Annotated in this window: 12 protein-coding genes; all 12 read right to left on the minus strand. The window is 34.7% G+C overall.

Going from position 1 to position 19,726, the window contains the following annotated elements:
- Positions 1 to 21: 21 nt before the first annotated feature.
- Positions 22 to 1,434: an L-fucose/L-arabinose isomerase family protein gene (locus tag FP421_RS14340; RefSeq protein ID WP_159951795.1), complete on the minus strand. Its 1,413-nt coding sequence runs from the start codon at positions 1,432 to 1,434 to the stop codon at positions 22 to 24.
- A gap of 14 nt (positions 1,435 to 1,448) precedes the next feature.
- Entirely contained in the window at positions 1,449 to 2,903 is a 1,455-nt protein-coding gene (locus FP421_RS14345; protein WP_236548130.1) for a sulfatase, read from the minus strand.
- A 32-nt stretch (positions 2,904 to 2,935) separates the two neighbouring features.
- Complete coding sequence (locus FP421_RS14350) at positions 2,936 to 4,165, minus strand: mandelate racemase/muconate lactonizing enzyme family protein (protein ID WP_159951797.1); 1,230 nt, start codon at positions 4,163 to 4,165, stop codon at positions 2,936 to 2,938.
- Between the two features lie 10 nt (positions 4,166 to 4,175).
- A complete protein-coding gene (locus FP421_RS14355) occupies positions 4,176 to 5,636 on the minus strand; it encodes a sulfatase family protein (protein ID WP_159951799.1) in 1,461 nt (486 codons plus the stop codon).
- Positions 5,637 to 5,855: 219 nt separating this feature from the next.
- Entirely contained in the window at positions 5,856 to 7,403 is a 1,548-nt protein-coding gene (locus tag FP421_RS14360) for a T9SS type A sorting domain-containing protein (protein WP_159951801.1), read from the minus strand.
- Between the two features lie 108 nt (positions 7,404 to 7,511).
- Entirely contained in the window at positions 7,512 to 8,363 is an 852-nt protein-coding gene (locus tag FP421_RS14365; protein ID WP_159951803.1) for a hypothetical protein, read from the minus strand.
- A 97-nt stretch (positions 8,364 to 8,460) separates the two neighbouring features.
- Complete coding sequence (locus FP421_RS14370; protein ID WP_159951805.1) at positions 8,461 to 10,011, minus strand: sulfatase; 1,551 nt, start codon at positions 10,009 to 10,011, stop codon at positions 8,461 to 8,463.
- Positions 10,012 to 10,034: 23 nt separating this feature from the next.
- Positions 10,035 to 10,739, minus strand: coding sequence for a 3-keto-disaccharide hydrolase (locus FP421_RS14375; RefSeq protein ID WP_159951807.1), 705 nt, complete (start codon positions 10,737 to 10,739; stop codon positions 10,035 to 10,037).
- A 12-nt stretch (positions 10,740 to 10,751) separates the two neighbouring features.
- Positions 10,752 to 13,112 (minus strand): alpha-L-rhamnosidase-related protein, encoded by a 2,361-nt coding sequence (locus FP421_RS14380; RefSeq protein WP_159951809.1) that lies wholly within the window; start codon positions 13,110 to 13,112, stop codon positions 10,752 to 10,754.
- Positions 13,113 to 13,130: 18 nt separating this feature from the next.
- Positions 13,131 to 15,479 carry an alpha-L-rhamnosidase-related protein gene (locus FP421_RS14385; protein ID WP_159951811.1) on the minus strand — a complete coding sequence of 783 codons (2,349 nt, stop codon included), beginning with the start codon at positions 15,477 to 15,479 and terminating at the stop codon, positions 13,131 to 13,133.
- A 37-nt stretch (positions 15,480 to 15,516) separates the two neighbouring features.
- Complete coding sequence (locus FP421_RS14390; protein WP_236548131.1) at positions 15,517 to 18,189, minus strand: family 78 glycoside hydrolase catalytic domain; 2,673 nt, start codon at positions 18,187 to 18,189, stop codon at positions 15,517 to 15,519.
- Between the two features lie 93 nt (positions 18,190 to 18,282).
- Positions 18,283 to 19,722, minus strand: a complete 1,440-nt coding sequence (locus FP421_RS14395; RefSeq protein WP_159951815.1) for a sulfatase family protein — start codon at positions 19,720 to 19,722, stop codon at positions 18,283 to 18,285.
- Positions 19,723 to 19,726 lie beyond the last annotated feature (4 nt).

Here is a 19,726-nt window from a genome sequence, read left to right on the forward strand (position 1 = left end):
ATCCCAAAATAAGGTTCTCTATTAACAAATACGAACCACTCGTAAATTTAAAATATTTCCAAATTTTTCTATTTTGTTGGCAATATGTCCTACCCCGATAGCACAATGATGCGATGGCCCTTGTTTAGACCATTCGTTCATAAATGCTCTGGCTCCAATTGAAAAACGATAACGACTGTTTGTGTTACCTATTTGTAATACAGGCCCTTCTACAGATTCGCCTTCAGCCACTAACAAGAACACATCATCTTTACCTTCAACAACAGACAAGAGTGTAACTGGTCCATGCTTTACAGTCATTTGAATAGACAAACCTTTACCTGGTTTTCCATGATAGACTGGTAATGGCACTAATTGAACATTGCCTTCTGCTATCGCAAAATGTGCAGGTCCATCGTGTCCTAACATTACAATATCATCATTAAAATCCATTGCATAAAACTCAGAGAATGAACCACCAACACCAAAGGCATCCATAATTTTCATGGCTTGGGCATTCTTCACTTCATACTCGCCTGCTACAGGGACATTTTTACCAGTTAATAAGGTGTTTCCAGCAATAACTGAAGTTACTATATTTTCATATGCATTGGCATTTTCTCCTTCATAATAATAGGCTAAAGAACCCAAATCGTGATTGTCTACTAATTTATCTAAGGCGATTGATGTTTTTGCTGCACGAATTAATTCGGCATCTTCACAAGTATCAATCACTTCAAATGTGGTTTTAAATTCATTTAATTTGTCATCAACCTCAGCTTGGGTAACCGCATCTCTATACTTTTTAACTTCACACATTTCAACAATTTCTATGTGTGTTCCAAAGGCTGAAGATTGTTTGGTTAAATCGGAATATACATCTAACATTCCTGCATAATAATGCCCTAAAACACCTAACCTATTATTTTGCATTATAGATGCAACTTTGGCAGCATCTATCCAATCCTGAATGTCGTCCCAAACGACTTGTTCTCCCAAATATCCTGTAACAAATTCATAATCAATTCCTGCACGATTAAATACATTCGCAAATTCTGGAACAGAACACGCCTGACAATGCGCCAACCACTCTCCTGTCATTTTTCCACGATCTCCCAGAGCATTAAAACTGTCATAATTTATGGCTGCAACTGGTTGTATGTTTAAAATAACCACAGGGCATTTTACTTTTTGCACAACCGGTAATACTGTTGATGATAAGGCATACGTTGATATATACAAAAACAATATATCTACGTCTTCTTTTTTAAGTACCTCTGCTTTTTCTCTTGCAACCACAGGAGAATCTACCAAACCAACATTTACAACTTCGGCACCAAAATTTTCCATTTTAGTAGCGATTTGTTGTTGATAACCTTCTAAACGTTCTAACAGTCCTTCAAACTGTGGCCAATAGGTATCTAAACCTATTCCAAATAATCCTACTTTTATCATTATTTTATTTATTTTTACTTTAGATTTAACCTAGACCTTAACTTCACTTTTAACTCCTCAACTAATTCTGGATATTCTTCAGCTATATTCTTGGTTTCCTTTTCTTCAGTGGTGTGGTCGTATAATTCTACATACCCATCTTTATGAAGTGTCATCCTATGTGTTTCCGTTCTAATGGTTGAAGCTTTATTTGTGTATGCTATAGCTGTATGACCATCGGTATTCGGATTAACCAATATATCTTTAAGCGATTCTCCTTGAATATAATTTGGCTTATCAATACCTGTTAAATCACATAAAGTAGGGAAAAGATCGAGGGTTTCAACGACAGCATCCGTATTAGATCCTGACTGTTCCATCCCAGGGTAGTGAATGATTAGAGGAGAATGCAAGGACTCTTCAAACAAACTATGTTTCCCCCAAACGGAGTGCTCTCCCAAGTGCCAACCGTGGTCGCCCCAAAGCACCACAATGGTATTCTTATCCGCACCTGTTCTTTTCAGTTCGGCTAAAACTTTACCAACTTGAGCATCGGCATAACTCACACAAGCGGCATAATGACGGCGCACATCATTCGCAAAATCAACATCTTTATTAGGATTTTTACCCCAACGATTGTATTTCATAAATTCACCAGATCCATGCCATGTTGTTCTTCCTTTCGGTTTTTGAGGGTGTTTTATTTCGGGAAGGTCAACACCATCATACCTATCATAATATGTTTTTGGTGCACCAAAAGGCAGATGTGGTTTAATAATTCCAACAGCAAGAAAATATGGTTTTTCATTATTACTTGCCAGTTCGCGCAGCTGCTTTAAAGCTTCATCGGCAATTGCTCCATCTGGATAAATGTTATCATTCCCTTCTACCGTTTGAAAAACGTCCATACCACCTCTTGTTACCCGAATCTCTCCATTAGCTAATCCGTGCATCATCCCACGCGGATGTTGCCATTCCGCAACTGGCATCAAATGTCTATCCCATGCATTTGGCATTTCAATTTTTGTACTATCATTCCAATTTTTACCACCTCTTCCTCCAGGGTGATGAGATACTTTCCCGACTGAAACTGTTGTATAACCATGTGCTTTAAACCACTCTGGCATACTTTGTTTTGTTTCTTCTTTGCCATTTTTTATTTTCTTTGCTCTAAGAAAAAGTGCGTTATTTCCATAATGCCCATATTGTCCTGTTAATAAGGTATATCGAGATGGACCGCAACTTGGGGCGTTTACAAAATGTTTCTGAAATTTAATTCCTTTTTCCGCTAAAGCATCAATATTAGGTGAGCTAATATACTTTGCTCCAAAACTCTTTAATTCTGGACGAAGGTCATCCACACAAATAAGTAGCACATTTGGCTTTTGAACAATTTGTTCTTTTTGACAACTCGTTATCATAAAAAAAGATAACGCCGCACAAATTAACGGTATTGTCTTTTTAAGGTTCATCATTATATTTTTTATCATTTTCAATATTCTTTTAAAAATTTGTATTTATGTTAAACTTCTATATACAATTCACTTACTTTTTTCAAACGGTCTGTATCTATTTCTAGTCCAAAACCAGGTGATGGTTTAAAGGAATAATATCCATTGGGTTCCTTTTTTGTAGCAGCGCTTTGCAAACATTCTAAATAGTTTTTAGAATCTTCTTTTTTCTCAATGGCTTCTACCCAAGTGGCTCCAACGCCTATTGCTATTTGTTGCCACGCAGAACAAGCTGGACCCACCAAACTATCATCACCTATCATTACTTTTGCATCTATTTCCTTTACTTTATGCGCTAATTTTGCTGTGTGGGTTAAACTTCCCATTGTAGAGGGATGCAGATTATAAATATGTCCCATTCCTTTTTGTATTGTGTTGATGCCTTTCCAAGCAGGACGCATAGGCGCATCTGGAATCAAGTTTAAATCACCCACCATTTCTTGCAATTGTATCCATTGTTTTGTTTTTAAATGTGCTGGATCTTCAATAGCATTTAGTCCATTAGCTTTAAAACGATCTAAAATCCCTTTTAATTCGTCTAATGATTTCCACTTTTTATAGCCTTTATTCACGTCTGAAATTACTACAGCTTCATCTCCTAAAACATCTCTAATCGTATTTAACAACTTCATATCCACTTTTTCATCACCATACATTTTAAATTTCATATGATGTGCAAGATTTTGTTCGATACTTTTTTCAGCTTCTTCTCTAACTTTTTTCTCGTCCTTATCTAGAATGCAATACAGCCCTGAAACTGGATTTATTCCTGTTAATCCCAACAATTCAACAGCAGATTTGTTTTGTAGTCTTCCTGATACATCTAAAAGTGCCATATCTAAAGACTCTAGCATTTTTAGAGAGCGTTTTGAACCCAAAACTTGCTCTGATGCTAAAAATTTTTGAGCTTCACCTAAAGTCATTCCTTTAAATTGCTTTAAATAATTTACCCAAGCCGTTGGTTTAAAATCTGGATTGTTTTTGGATGCTGGTGTTTCTGTCCAACCATAAAAATCACCTGCAGATATTTTAATAAATAAATGTTGACGGTTGTGCCAAGTTCCCCAAGAAAAATAACGAGGTATGTTAATATCGTATCGAAATATTTCGATTTTTGTAATGTTTTCGTTTAAATATTCATTTCCATTTTTACTTGCACAAGCAGATAAAAGAGGATATATAGAACCAACAATACCTAATGCTGACAAACTTTTTATAAAATCGCGTCTATTTGTTTCCATAATGTTTTTTTTACCAAGGATCATTCATAGAAGTTAACAATGTAGCTAACTCCGTTTTCATTTTATTATCTAAAGTTGGATTTTCTCCCCAAATATTTTTCATTTGATACGGGTCTTTAGCATCGTTATAGAGGTAGTGAAATTTATTCCCATTTTCGTGTTTCACCACAGCATAGGTATAGTCTTTCGTTCTAAAACCTCTAGCATCGCCTTTTGAAGCAAAACTTTTTCCTCCAAAATACAATTGCTTTTCTGGTCTGTTTACGGGTTTATCAAAAAATAAATCCGCATAATTTTCACCATCAACCACGTTTGGTATTTTATTTTCAAGTCCCATTAAACCTAATATAGTGGGCATATAATCTGGTACGCTTAATAAAATATCGTCGGTTTTTGGTTTTACTTTTTTTGGATAATGCACAATTAAAGGAATTTTATACGCTTCTTTAAACCATACATTTTTATGCATCAATCCTTGACTTCCTAACATTTCTCCGTGATCTGCCGAAAATACGATAATGGTATTTTCATACAATCCTGCTTCTTTTAGTTTTGTAATCACACGTCCTATTTGATCATCAACTCCGTTTACTGAAGCAAAATAATCGGTAGCCTGATCTAAGCGTTTTTCTACACCATGATCGCCTCTTTTTAATTCATAATTGTCATCAAACTGCACATTGGGACGATTTAAAACATCTTTATGAGTCATCCCTTCATAGCGTTTTCTATAGCGTTCGGGTACTTGTTTGAACGGTGTATGAGGTGGATTTATAGACCAAAACAGGGCAAAAGGCTCCTCAGATTTTCGTTGCTTTTCATTATTTTTAAGATAATCAATAATAACATCTGCTTCGTGTTCTGCAGACCATTTTTTGATATATGTTTTTTCATCTTCTTTGGCATCGGTTGTCCAATAATAAGGTGCATTATGTCTATTGTGAGTTCCGTAAGCATACCAAAAAGAAAAACCGTGTCTACGATCTGGAGAGCACCAAGTATCCCAAACCCTTTTTACATCTGGTGGTGTAGGTTCTGGCCCATCTAAATGCCATTTACCAACATAGCCTGCACTATAGCCATTTTCTACCAAAACATCAGAAAAACAAATTTCATCTTTCTTTAAATAATTTCCCAACGCAGTTCTTTGAGAATTGCAATTTTCTACAACTCCTGTTGATAAAGAATAACGTCCAGTCATTAGCATCGCGCGGTACGGACTGCATAAAGGATTGTTTGAAACAGCTTCACTAAAAAACACCCCTTCTTTTGCCAATTGGTCTAAATTTGGAGTATGTACAGGATCTTCTTTTAGAAATCCTAACGATGCTTGACGATACTGATCTGCAAAAATAAATAGTAAATTGGGTTTGGTTTTTATATTTTCTTTCTTAGGCTCGGTTTTGCAAGAGTATACACTGCATAAAACCAAACTGATAAGCGTCAATTTTTGTAATATTTTTATTTTCATATTATTATGAAATTTATTTGTTTATCAATATTTTAGTTATTTAAAGTCTGTTTTAAAAGTTTATGCACTTGGCAACAATTTAAGCACCTAAGATGTTTTCGTTTGCTTTAATAATGTATCTTCTGGTTTTTAGAGTTATAACAATTCACAAAAAAACAGTATCAAAAGAAAAAAGGTTATTCTTGATAAAAGTCACATATTTATATAGTTTTTATATTTTTAATAAATTATTAGTTTTTTAGTAGTATTATTTACTCTAACAAAATAAAGACCTGCCGCCTTAAATTGATTTAGTGGAATTATGGCTTGTTTTGAAAACTCTAAGGCTTCATAAACCTTAACTCCCTCAATGCTAAATACTTCAATTTTTGATTCGCTAGTTTTGAGTGTTAAATGAACATCCGATTTTGCAGGGTTGGGATATATTTCAAATTCAGAGTTATCATTTAAAGATAGTTCTGGAACTGATAAGGTTTCATAGTATGAATCTAATTTTACAAAAGTAGCCTTTAATTGAGCTGGAGTTCCATATAAAAGAATACTTTCTTGACGAAATTTTTCATAAACACCCGGGTTTGTAGCAGATAATATAGACCTGTCAATAAGACCTTTAAACCTTTTTCTAAAACCTATCCAAGACATTGTGGGTGTTCTATAAGGGATATCTAAATAAAGCTTTTCTAATGTTCTGTTATCTCTGTATGCTTCCGATCCATCCGATTCATTTACACCAACAACATCAAAAGTATTTATATTGGTGTCTGGTAAGTAAAAACCTAAAGCATGACCACTATTTTCATCATTGGAATCTGCCACAATAAAGTTTTGTTTATAGTTGGAGATATCGCCTTTGAAAGTCCCTTGACGTTCCACTATTTCCCATGAGTTATCATTTTTTTGAGCATACCTGTAAATCGGGTTCCATATCGCAACATCTGTTCGAATACTCCATGAATAACTAACATAATTTAAATTAGTTGTACTTCCAGGGTGAATGCCCACTGGAAATTGCGTAGATATATCATCTTGGAGTTTTTCAGGACTCCACTTGCCAACAGCACTCAAAGCGGGGCTGTTAAATTGTCTCATGGCTGAATTGGGTAAGGTAGAAGAACGAACAAACCGATATTCTAAATAATGTCTTATAGCTGGTATATCTAAATTTAATTTATTTTTTACATTTTGGTATTCACAATAAAAATCGAAATCACTATGAACTTCGGCAGCTTGATTTGTAAACGTTCTACCATCAATGACAACAGAAAGATTTTCTTCCTCAATAGTATCTTGATCACTATTATTATTATCTAAGATGTGTGGATGATCAGGAACAATATTTTCCCATCGAGTATAGTCAAATTTCCCATCACCATTGTATAAAGCACATCCTCTTGATGGGATGACGATTTTACCTTCAGCAGTTTTTACCACTTCACATACGGTTCCACCTTCATCACTAAATCCTGCCTGGGTTGGATTATATTGCCCTCCGCGAGCCAAATCTCGAATTGATGATTGTCCTCCCCGACCATAGCGTTGGGCTTGAATCCCCATAGTATTTCCAATTCCCGGAATACTAACTTCTGTAATATAGCCACCACCATTGCGATTTACTCCTAAAGTAAAATCACCAGATTGTATTGTATCGGTAATTGCTCTTCTTAATCCTATATTATCTCCAATTATTTTAAAGCTTTGACCATAAAATTTCGTAGTACAAAGTACTGTAGTTATTAATAAAAATTTTAAATAAATTTTTCTTTCCATGTATTGTGTAATTTTAAGGTTTATCTAACTATTTAGATACACCATTTTCTTTCGATTCAACTTTAATTTAAACAAAAAACTTTGCCTTGAATTTCAAAAAAACTATCATTATTTACTTTTTATTGACTCGTTTAAATCATAAACATTTTTTCTAATATTATTTAAATCACCTACTATTAAATAGTAAGTATACTCATACACTGTATTTTTATTAAGTGATTCTTTATTTAATGGTGCCATATATGACGTTGCTCTATCCTGAGCTTCATAACCAGGTTCTCTAGACATTCCTGCTAAAAAGTTGGTACATTTTGGAGAATACACTCCCATTCCCCAAAAATCATCGTTTACAAAAGCCATCCAGCTTTCGGTAACCATATCATTTTTATATTTCCCCCAAAAACCACTTGTTAAGTTTACTACTTTTGGTTTATTCACTGGCTCTCCCGTAAAAGGTTTATCTCCAAAATAAGAATACAAATTATTTAAGGCTGATATTGGGTAAACTGCAGGTAATTCTTGATTATGCGATTTCCCTTCACCATAAATAGTATCCGTTCGATGACAGGTTAATTTATTTTGAACTTTGATAACATTACCTTCTAAAGTTGTCCATTGCTCCATGATTGCTTCTGCAGGCTTATTTTTCATATCCCACAACATAGGGATACATTTTACATAAAGTGTATTTCCTTGTTGTTTGTATTCTAAAATTTCTGCTCTATTTTTATAGCAGTCCCCTACTTGAATGGGATTCCAAGACCAAGGCGACCATGCTTTTTTCTGACCTTCTTCTTGCCTATTAATTATATTACCTCCATAATATGATTGCTGAATGTATCTCCCTTCATCATGAACGTTTACGATATTTCTATCTACGTCAGATTTTGAGATATAAGCAATGGCACCTCCTCTTGTTAAATCTAATTTTACTCGTAATGAATCATTACTAACCTCCATAAAATTTGGAATGGTGGATTTTTTTAAAGGTATTTTAGTTTGCGCCTGAGAAGACACAAAAATTAAAATCGATAGAAAGCAAATTAACAGTCGCATATTATTCTTTATTGTGTATAATTCTTTTTGCAACACGCAGTCCTCCTTTTTGAATTCCTATTTCTTCTGGATGGTATTTTTGTGAATCAAATGCAGGGTTTATAATTGGAAGAACAGCATTAGTATCCTTTAGGTGTTCCTCGATTAAAGTATCTAGTTTTTTTACTTTTTCTGGATACTTCGATGCTAGATTATGTACTTCTCCGATATCTTGTTTTAAGTTATATAAGAAGTACTGATGTTTAAAATCTTTTCCATTATGAAATACGCGAATCAACTTCCAATCTCCATCGTGAATAGAAACCGAAGGTGGTAACCAATTTGGTATTTTTGGATTATGAGGAAAATAGGTGATGATTGGTCCTCTGTCTTGAGCTTCGCCTTTTAAGGCATTAGTAATATCTACGCCATCAATTTTATGTTTTTTAGGCAATTTAATTTCTAATTGATTTAAAATTGTTGGATAAAAATCGGTGGATTGAATCATAACGTCTGACCTTGATCCTGGCTTTGTCAACTTAGGCCATACAATTACACAAGGCACTCTAGTACCCCCTTCGTAAATGGTTGCTTTTCCTCCACGTAGAGGACGATTACTTGTAGGTTCGGTTATAAATTCTTCTCCCGATTTGGAAGTTTCGCGAATTCCATTGTACATGTTTCCTCCATTATCACTAAAAAAAACGATTGCTGTGTTATCACTAATTCCTAATCTATCAATTTCATCTAGTAAACGCCCCACTGCTTGATCTAAAGAATGTACCATAGCCGCATAAGTTGGTGAATGCTGTAGATCTGTAAAATCAATTTTAGATTGATAATATTTTATCAAACTTTCTTTAGCATCAAAAGGAGCATGAACCGAAAATTGCCAATAATTCATAAAAAATGGCTTATCTAAATCAACTGAACGCAACCAATTGATAGCTTCATCTGCCATTCGATCTTCAATATGCTCGTTCTTATATTTTGCTTTAAATTTTGGATATTTCCACGGCCCCACAAAACTACCTGCTGGTCCTGGTCCTGGCCAATGTGGTAGATCTACATCAAAACCATGTTGAATGGGCGTATAAGGTTCTCTACCTAAATGCCATTTTCCAAAATGTGCTGTTTGATACCCTTCTCTTTTTAAAAGTTTTCCAAGAGTTGGTATTATGGTATCTAACCTCGTTACTGGTTTACAAGCAACTGATTTAAAACCTACAGCCGCCTTTTTAGGAACTGACGCTTTTAATTGTACTTTAGGTTGATGAGCTGCAGGAGACGTAATTCCAGTTCGCGCCGGAGTTTGTCCTGTTAAAATACTAGCTCTTGTTGGTGAACATAATGGGCTTGCGGCATAAGCTCGTTTAAAAGTCATGCCACGCGCTGCTAAACGTTCTAAATTAGGCGTTTCGTAAAGTTTTGTTTTTCCGTAAAGTGTTACATCTGCCCAACCCAAATCATCAGCCAAAATAAACACAATATTCATTTTCTTATCACTTGTATTTTGTGCTTTCGTAGAAAAAAACAGCAAACTAAAAAGGATTATTGATAATATGTTTTTCATTATAAATTACTTTTTAGCTTTCGTTATAATTCTTTAATCTTTAAATTTCTCCAACGGATAATACCTTGTTTTCCTCCATGAACTTGTAAACCTATAAAACCATTTGGAAACTCATTTTTTTCATCAATCCAATTTGCAGCAGGTATTCCATTTACCCATGTTTTAAATACGTTTCCTTCTACCTTGATGGTAAGTCTGTTCCAACCGTTTCTGTCAATGGCATTTTTTAAAGGTTTATGTTCTGGAGCTTTTAAAGGGTAAAACCATCCACCACAGTTTTGACCATAAATACCACCTGACCAACCACGTCCTTTTTTACCTAAATCTTCCATTTCTGCTTGAGGACCAATTACTGTATTTCTATTTGGATCTTTTCTTATTCTTGATCTAATTTGAACTCCAGTATTTCCATCAACATCCCATTTCATTTCACAGGTAAAAATAAAATCTGTGTATTTTTTATCAGTACATAAAAAAGTACTCGGTCCTTTACTACAAGTGCCTACAATTTCTCCATTAACAACTTCAAATTTCATAGTTCCTTGTTTAGGAGACCAACCATTTAATGTTTTTCCATCAAAAAGTGATTTGAATTTTTTACTGGTTAACTTTGGTTCTTTATCAGTATTAATCAATTGTTTTTTTCCTTTTTGATTGTTCTGAGCTAAAACACTAAACCCAATTAAAACAGCACTGAATAAAGTGAAAAATTGTTTTCTTGTTGTCATACTTTTCAATAATTATTTATAAGTGATGCTAAAATTCCAGTTTCCTTCTTTAACTTCAAGAGTTACGTATTCCTCATCTTCTTGTAAGAATTTTATCTTTTTTATCTTGCTTTTAAACTTTCCTTTCTTCAAGATTTCTTTACCATTTACCAAAATTTTTGCAATTTCTTTTCCTTCTTTGGGTAGATAAACTGTTGCTGTTGTGCTTTCTGGGGAAATTAAATCTAATTTATAATTGCTTTCTGTATTATTAACCTGTAGTGTAATATCGCCCTTTACAGAAGGTACTACTTGTTTTACAGAAGTCATGTGGGCTAAGTTGGGCTTTACCTCAAAAGTTTCCCAAGCAACACTGGTAGCTTTTATACCTGCAATGTATCTTGAAAGCACGTAGTTTGGTGCATTCCAAGCATGATTGTATGTTCCTCGTAATTTTGGTTGATATTTTTCATAAAGTGTTGTCAACCATTTACGATCTACTTGTTGTTGATAACGTTGTTTCATACGCTCTAAACCTTTATCATAATGTCCTGTCAGCATAATAGCTTCTTCGGCTACCCACTCCATGTGTGGACTTGATTTTTTTACAGGCACTAAAACACTATCTACTAAAATAGTGTAATGTTCTTTTTTAGCTAATCCACTAATAATCGCTAAGGCACTTACCCGTTCTTCAATTTTTTTCTTTTTTGAGCCGTAACGATTCCCTTGCCAATATTCTTTATCAAAATTCTTTTTAATACTGTTGATACGAGTATCGTACCAAGCAACATCTTTGGTTTTTCCTAAAGCAATAGCCATTTTTTTAGCGGACTTTAATGCCATATAGTACAATACTACATTTGTTGCTACTGGGTCTGTATCAATTCCCCAATCTACCCAATTGGCATAGCCTTTTCTGTGTTTTGGTAAACCATTTTCTTGCATGCCCCATAATTTTAAATAATTTAAAACAGCAGGGTATGCATTTTCAAGAGTCGCTTTGTCACCAGTATTGTAATAATATTGCCAAATACCTTGATCAATATACTGTAAACTTTGCCCAGTTAACTCACTGCTTTTTCCACGATATGCACCAAATCCAGGTGCTAATCCTTGAATAGTATCTCCCTTTCTATAAGCAATCGTATTATCAATTCCTTTTTTTAATAATAGACGCCCAGGCTCATCCAACGTATAAAAAACTGCTCCTGTTTGGTCGGCTACATCTCCAACCCACAAACCACGTTCTCTATCTGGACAGTCCATATAACCATCTCTTGCACAAACATATAACGTATTACGAGCCATCCACCATAAACGTGTAAAATAAGGATCGCTTGTTTCAAAAGTACCTGACATTTCTCCTACACCTGTCCAACGATATTTCAATTCTAAAACTTCAACTCCTGCAGGAATTGTATATTCTACCACGTGACCATTTATCCATGAATAACTTTCAAATGCCTGAACACCATTTTTAGTAATATAAGTTCCTTTTAGCATATTAAACCGATTGTCCATATCTGCAATAATGGTTTTACCAGCTTTACTATTTACTTTTAAATAGGGTGTAATTTGTTGATTGAAAGGCAGTTTTGCGTGAATTACAACTATAGAATCTGTTGTGTTTTTAAAAGGTAATTTAATTTTGTTTTTGTTTGATGCTAAAGTAAGCGCTTCGTAATTTGTTAACCCTCTGTCGTTCCACTGTGGAATAGCTCTTTTTACTAGAGTTCCCCATGGTTTACTATTTGCAACTCCCTTTTCAACTGGTTTATTCCAATTAGTATCATCAAAATTATTAGAATACCAGGCTTTATCAGACCAATCTCCCAGTGCTTTTCTAGCATCAAACTTAACATTATAAGCATTTACTCTGTTTGCGCTTTTACCTCCTCCTCCACTTCGTGGGTCATATGCAGGATGTACTTTTAGTTTCCAATCAGCATTAGAAACTAACGTTTGTTGCCCTAAATTGGCATGAAATAACAAGCCTCCTTTTCCACTATCATCGTGTACTTTTCGAGTTCTACCCCAGTACCAAACCAAAATAGCAATGGTATTTTGCCCTTCTTTTAAGTAGGGTTTTAAATTTACTTCATCATAATAATTGGTATTTGGTGCAGCACCTCTAGCTAATCCGCCTTCAAACAATACCATCTCTCCATTAATCCAAAGCCAATATTTGGTATCCACAGCAATTTTTGATAATGCTTGGTCTGGAATTTCATTTAAGTTGAATGATTTTCGAAATGCTACCCAAGTGTTTGCTGGCCCATCTTCTTGTTGCCAAATCCATTGTGCGTCTGCCCAACTGGGTGAGTTTGACATACTAAAAGTTGAAGTGGTTAAAAAAACTACTCCAACTAATAATAAAATAGTTTTCTTCATCTTAAAATAAGCCTTTTATTATTTATAAATTGCTTTAACATACCAAGTTCCAGAATTTGCTTTAAATTTCAAATATTTAGAATCTTCACTGCTATAAACCAAGCCATTAAGTTTCTTTTTATTTTTCCCTTTTTTCCATATACACTTTTCATTAACCCATACTTCTTTAATAACTTTATCTGTTTTAGGTATCCCTATAATAGCCTTGGTATTTTCTGGGGATTTTAATGTTATCTGGTAAGTAGTTTCTTTTAATTCCAAATCAATTTCTATATTTCCTTTTACTGTTGGAATGATTTTTTTCAACTGCTTAAAATCTACCAAGTTTGGCATAATTTGATACTCGCTCCAGGCTGGCTTAGTTGGTTCTACTCCTGCAATATATTTTGATAAAATTTTATTAGAACCATTCCAAGCGTGGTTATAACTTCCACCTTTTGGAAATTTTTCGTATAAAGTAGTCATCGATTTCTTATCTACTTGTCCTTTATATTGGTCTTTCATTCTTTCCAAAGATGCTGCATATCGTCCTGAAATACACATCGCTTCTTCTACAAGCCATTCAAAATGTGGACTCGAATAACGATTTGGGATTAAGACATTATCTACAATTTGATTATAATAATTTGGATTTGCAATTCCTGAAACAATAGCAATAGCATTGGCTCTATCGTCTTTTAACTTTTCTTTATTTGTGGTATAAAAACCATCTTTCCAATACGCTTTATCAAACGCCGGTTTCATAGTTTTCATTCTATCTTCGTACCATTTTATATCTGCCTTTTTACCTAAAATATCTGCCATCTTTTTAGCTTCTTTTAATGCTAAATAATAAAATGCCATTTGTATCGGTTCTTTATCAGCAGTATTTTTAACCCCCCAATCTACCCAGTCCCAAGAATCTGGACTTTTCCTTTTACGATATTCTGGCAATCCGTTTTCTTGCATTGGAAATAATGCTAAATAATCATAAACAAAAGGATAGGCTTTTTCTAGAGTCTCTTTATCGCCCGTATTTAAATAATAAGGCCAAATACCTTGAGCTATAAATTGTAAACTTTGCGCAACCAACTCACGAACTCTTAATGGTCCTAAAGCACCAATCACACCATTTTCACTAAATGCTGTGGTTTGTAAAATAGCTTTTTTTAATAACTGACGCCCTGAGTTATCCATGGAATAAAATAAATAACCCACTTGGTCTGCTACATCACCAATCCATAATGCACGTTCTCTATCAGGACAATCCATAAAATTATCGCGAGCACAAACAAAAAGCGTATTATTTCCCATCCACCACAAACGATTATAAAATGGATCGTCAATTTGAAATTTACCAACCATTTCGCCTACACTCATCCATCTGTACTTTAATGCTTTTACTTTAACACCTTCTGGAATCGTGTACTGTATTTCATGACCATTCATCCAAGAAAAACTTTCAAATTTCTGAATTCCAGCTTTTGCAATGTACGTGGCATGTATTTGATTACGAACATCATCTGTTGTTATATAGATACTATCGCCAGCTTTGGCTTCAATTTCCAAATAAGGGGTTATTTGCTTATTAAAAGGCAGCTTGCATATAATGGTTTGCCCTTTGCTTGTAAACGGTAATTGCAATTCTGAATGGTTTTCATAATCTTGTAAACCGTGGTTGACGAGTTTAGGTACAAAATTCTTTTCTAAACTGTACCAAGGTGCTGTGCCAGCTATTCCTTTTTCTATTGCTTTTGGCCATTTGCTATCATTAAAATTAGCCGTATGCCAAGCATTATCTGCCCAGTCATTCATGGAATTTTGAGCGTTGTATTTAACGCTGTATTGTACTAAATTTTTACTTGCTGGGGCAATAGTGTTATCGTATCCAGGATGTTGTAATGCTTTCCACGAGGCATCAGAAACAAGCTTTTGACTTCCAATTTGTGCTGAAAATAACAAACCGCCTTTTCCACTATCTATATGTGTTCCTTTATGGGTTTCACGACCCCAATACCAAGCTAAAATAGCAATTGTATTTTCTCCTTTTTTAAGATATGGTTGAATGTTTACTATATCGTACCAAGAGTTTGTAGGTGTTATTTTTTTCTTCCTATCCCAATCTCCTGCTTGACTTGGTCCTCTAGAGAGTCCGCCTTCAAAAAGTACCATCTCCCCATTTATCCATAGCCAAAATTTACTATCAACGGCAATATTTGCCTCTGCAATAGCTGGGATTTCATCTACAGAAATTGTTTTTCTAAAACTCATCCAAGTGTTTGATGGACCATCTTCTTGTTGCCAAATCCATTGGGCATTGTTCCAATCGTTAGAAAATACCAAGGAAAAATTCAACATAAGTAGTAATAATATTAGATTTTTTTTCATAATTGTAATCTGTTTTTTAGTAATAAATAGTTTCTGTTTAATAATTAGTTTCAAATGAATAGGTACCAGGCTTCGCCTCAAAAACAAAAGTATTCTCCGTTTTATTTAGTAATTTAATAGCTAAACTTTCCATAAAAATAACACCGTTAACCTTTATATTTTTTTGGGTATTAGCGGGTACTGTAACTTGAGCTGTTGTGTTTGGTGGTACTTTTATGTCTAGTGTAAATTGGTTGTTCTCGAGTTTCCAACTAGAACTCACTTCTCCATAAGGCGAATTATAAGTTGCAGCTGCAGCTGTTAAGGGTCCTCCTGGAATGGGCGCAATTTCTATTGCTTTATAAGCTACCTTAATCGGCTTTATACCTGCTATACGCTCATACATCCAACGCCCAATGGCACCATAAGCATAATGGTTAAAGGAGTTCATACCATCTTTATGGAAACCATCCTTTTTAGTATAACTATCCCAACGTTCCCACATGCTTGTAGCCCCTTGATTGATGGAATAAAACCACGATGGATAGGTTTCTTTGAACAAAATATCATACATCAAATCATACTCCCCCGCTTTATCCAGCACCAAAGGCAATATAGGCGTTCCTAAAAAACCGGTGCGCAAATGATTATCATACTCAGCGATTAAACGCTTAAGATGCTTTATAGCCTTAACTTCCATTTCGTCTGACAAGAGTTCAAACTCTAAGGCAACTAAATAATGGGTTTGTGTTTCAACTTTATGCTTAGCACGTCCATCTGCATGAAACCAACGTTTCTCAAAAGCCGATTTAATGGAATCGTGAAGTATAGCGAAGTTTTCAGCCTCCTGAATTTTCCCTAATACACGAGCACTTTTAGATACTAAATCAACACTGTGGGCATAGTAGGCCATTTTTATGAGTTCTTTAGATACATCGCCTGCTGCACGTCCATTTTTTGTAAGTGGTTGCAACCAATCGCCAAACGACTTAATATCGGGAATATGTTCTATTGCCTGATTTGTGCAATAGTTTGTCCATTTTACCATCGCTTCATAGTTTTCTTCTAAAACCTCTTTGTCGCCTGTTCTAAAATACAATTCCCAAGGAATAATAACAATGGCATCTGCCCAACCTGAAGAGTGTCTTTTACCCAAATTATTAGGGACTACCCAAGGGATGCCTCCGTCTTCAAATTGCTCATAGCGTACACTTTGCAACCAGCCTGCCCAAAAAGCATACATATTGTTATGAAACATAGATGTGGGTGCAATAATTTGTGCATCGCCTGTCCAACCTAAACGCTCGTCTCGCTGTGGGCAATCAGTTGGTATGTCAAAAAAGTTCCCTTTCATACCCCAACTAATATTACTTTGTAGTTGATTTAATTTTTCGTGTGAGGATTCAAAAGTACCATTCTTCTTAAAGTTAGAATATTGAACAATGGATTTTACCCAGTTTTTTTCTGGTTTCGCACCTTTTGCATAACCACTTAGTTCTACATATTGATACCCGTGAAACGTAAAAGTGGGTTTATAAGTTATCGTACCATTTTTGGCAGCAACATAATAATCTGTAGATTTTGCCGATCGATAATTGGTTGTGTAAATCGTACTGTCGCGATCTAGCATTTCAGCAAAACGAATTTTTAAAGTATCGCCTTTTATCATCGGAACTTTAACTACTGGAACACCAACATTATTCTGACCCATATTAAAAATTGTTGTATTCGCATAAGGCTCATGCATACTTTTAACCTCCAATGCTTCCCTATCTACAACCGTTTCAAAGCGTTTAGGCAATAATAAAACTGATTTTTCTATATTTCGAGTTTGCACTTTGTGCCATTTTGTATCATCATAGTTATTGGTGTGCCAATTGCCTAATTCGAAATTAGCATCATAAGTTTCACCATCATAAATTTTGGCAATACGAATAGGGCCATCTTTAGTTACTTTCCAATTTTCATCTGAAACAACTATAGTTTTTCCTTCATTATGTTCCATTTCTAGCTGACATAATAACGCTGGTGTAAGACCGTGCTTCTTTTTTCTACCTCTTAAATAAATTTTACCAGCATACCAACCTTCAGCAAGTGCAAAAGCAATCGTATTTTTGCCTTCCTTTAACATATCTGTAACTTCATAAGTAAGTGTTGGAATATATTTACGATAAGGCACCCAACCTGGAGGCATAATATCTTCGCCTACTTTTTTACCATTGATGTAAGCCTCGTAAATTCCTTTGGCAGTAATATATAAGCGTGCTTTTTTTATAGTTTTATCTATATTAATTTCCTTGCGGATGTATTGGGCAGGGAATAATAGCGATCCTCTGTAATCTAATTCTGTAAGTTGATTATGAGGAATACTCATCCATTTTCCTGACCAGTCTTCATTATTTAACAATCCAAGCTCAAAATGAGCAACTTCACTCCAATCTGATTTATTGCCTTTTTCATCCCAAAACCGCACCTGCCAATATACTTTTTGTCTTGATGTTAACGCAGTGCCTTTGTAAGGGACATAAAGTGTTTGGTCGGATGTTACTTTACCAGAATCCCAAATATCTGGTGCACTAGACAGTAAATCTAGACGACTCGCAGCAACAATAGAATAAGCAGTTTGGTACCCTACATTTTCTGGTAATTTCCAAGAAAAAGAAGGCGTAGCGTCGTAAAAACCCATTGGATTTTTAAACTGCTCGCTCACAGTCAATTCCTTTGGCTGCATACTATTTTGTTTTTGAGAACAGGACTCTAAAAACAGAACTGCTACTAAAACTAGTAGAAGCAAAAAGTTAGTATTTATTTTCATTTTAAACATTTAATGCACGTGTTTTTTTTCATTATCATTACCATCCCATTGATATCCCCAAGCTTTCATATATGCTTCTGCTGGTAAAAATTCATCATTATTTTTATCTAAAATTGTTTGCAGCTTATTCTCTAAATCAGCTTGAATGTCTGCATAGGCTGCTTTTCCTGCAACATTATTTAACTGATAAGGATCCTTCACATTATCATACAACAACCAAGGGCCTTTAAGATCTTTTACATAAGTGTATTTTTCTGTTCTTACACCTCTGTACTCGCGACCACCTCGCTTATATTTCCATTGATGAAAAGGAACTGGACAGGTAATTAAAGCAGCCTCTACGTCTAATTCTTCTGTACCCAATAATTGTCCTGTATAATCAATACCTTGTACTGATTCTGGGATAGGCAAATTAGACATCCCCAACAGAGTAGGCATAATATCAGGGAATGAAAACATTTTTGTCATTTTTGTACCGCCTTTTAATTTGGCTGGATATTTTATAATAAAAGGGACATTTATAGACTCTTCCCACGGCTTTTGTTTCTTAACCTGCGAATGAGAATATAACATATCTCCGTGATCTGATGTTAACACAAAAATGGTGTTTTCTTCGATGCCTAAATCTTTAATTTCTTTTTGAAGTGCAGCAATACAATCGTCTAATGCTGATATATGGGCATAATACCCTTTGATGTCTTCCTTAGCTTTTTTAGCTCTATTTTCTGGTACATTAGGTCGCAACTTAATATCCATACCTTTATACAAATTCTTATACTTTTGAGGTGCTGTTTGATAAGGAGCGTGTGGCGGTCCATAAGACAAGAACAACACAAAAGGATTTTCTTTATTAGCTTGCATATATTTTATGGCATCTTTTGTTTGTGCAATAGCATCATAACCTTCCCATTTGTGTTTTACATCGTTTTCATCATAATAAATAGAATTATTATAATTGTGAGTACATTCGTGTACTTTCCAATAGTCAAAACCTTGACGACGATCGGCTTTAACAGGAAGTTGTCTTCCTTTGTAGTTTTTCATCCCTTGAGGGTGACCATTGATATGCCATTTGCCAATATACCCTGTGTTATAACCATTTTCTTTATATACTTCGGCAATACAATTTTCTTCTGATTTTAAAGGTTTATCATTATAAAAAAGGCCGTGACTAAGTGGGTATTTTCCAGTCATTAAAGACGCACGTGCTGGCGTACAAACAGGAATATTTGAAATGGCATTGGTAAAAACCACAGCTTCTTTTGACAAACCATTTAACGTTGGTGTAATCACTTGATTGTTACCTGCAAAACCAAGGTCTTGCGCTCTCCATTGATCGGTTAAAATAAACACAACATTGGGTTGTTTTTTTACATCTGTTTTAACCTCTTGCTTAGATTTACAAGAGATTAATTGTAATGCACATAATAGTATGATAAAATGTTTCATCTTT

This window comes from Polaribacter septentrionalilitoris (assembly GCF_009832745.1).
Lineage (GTDB): Bacteria > Bacteroidota > Bacteroidia > Flavobacteriales > Flavobacteriaceae > Polaribacter > Polaribacter septentrionalilitoris.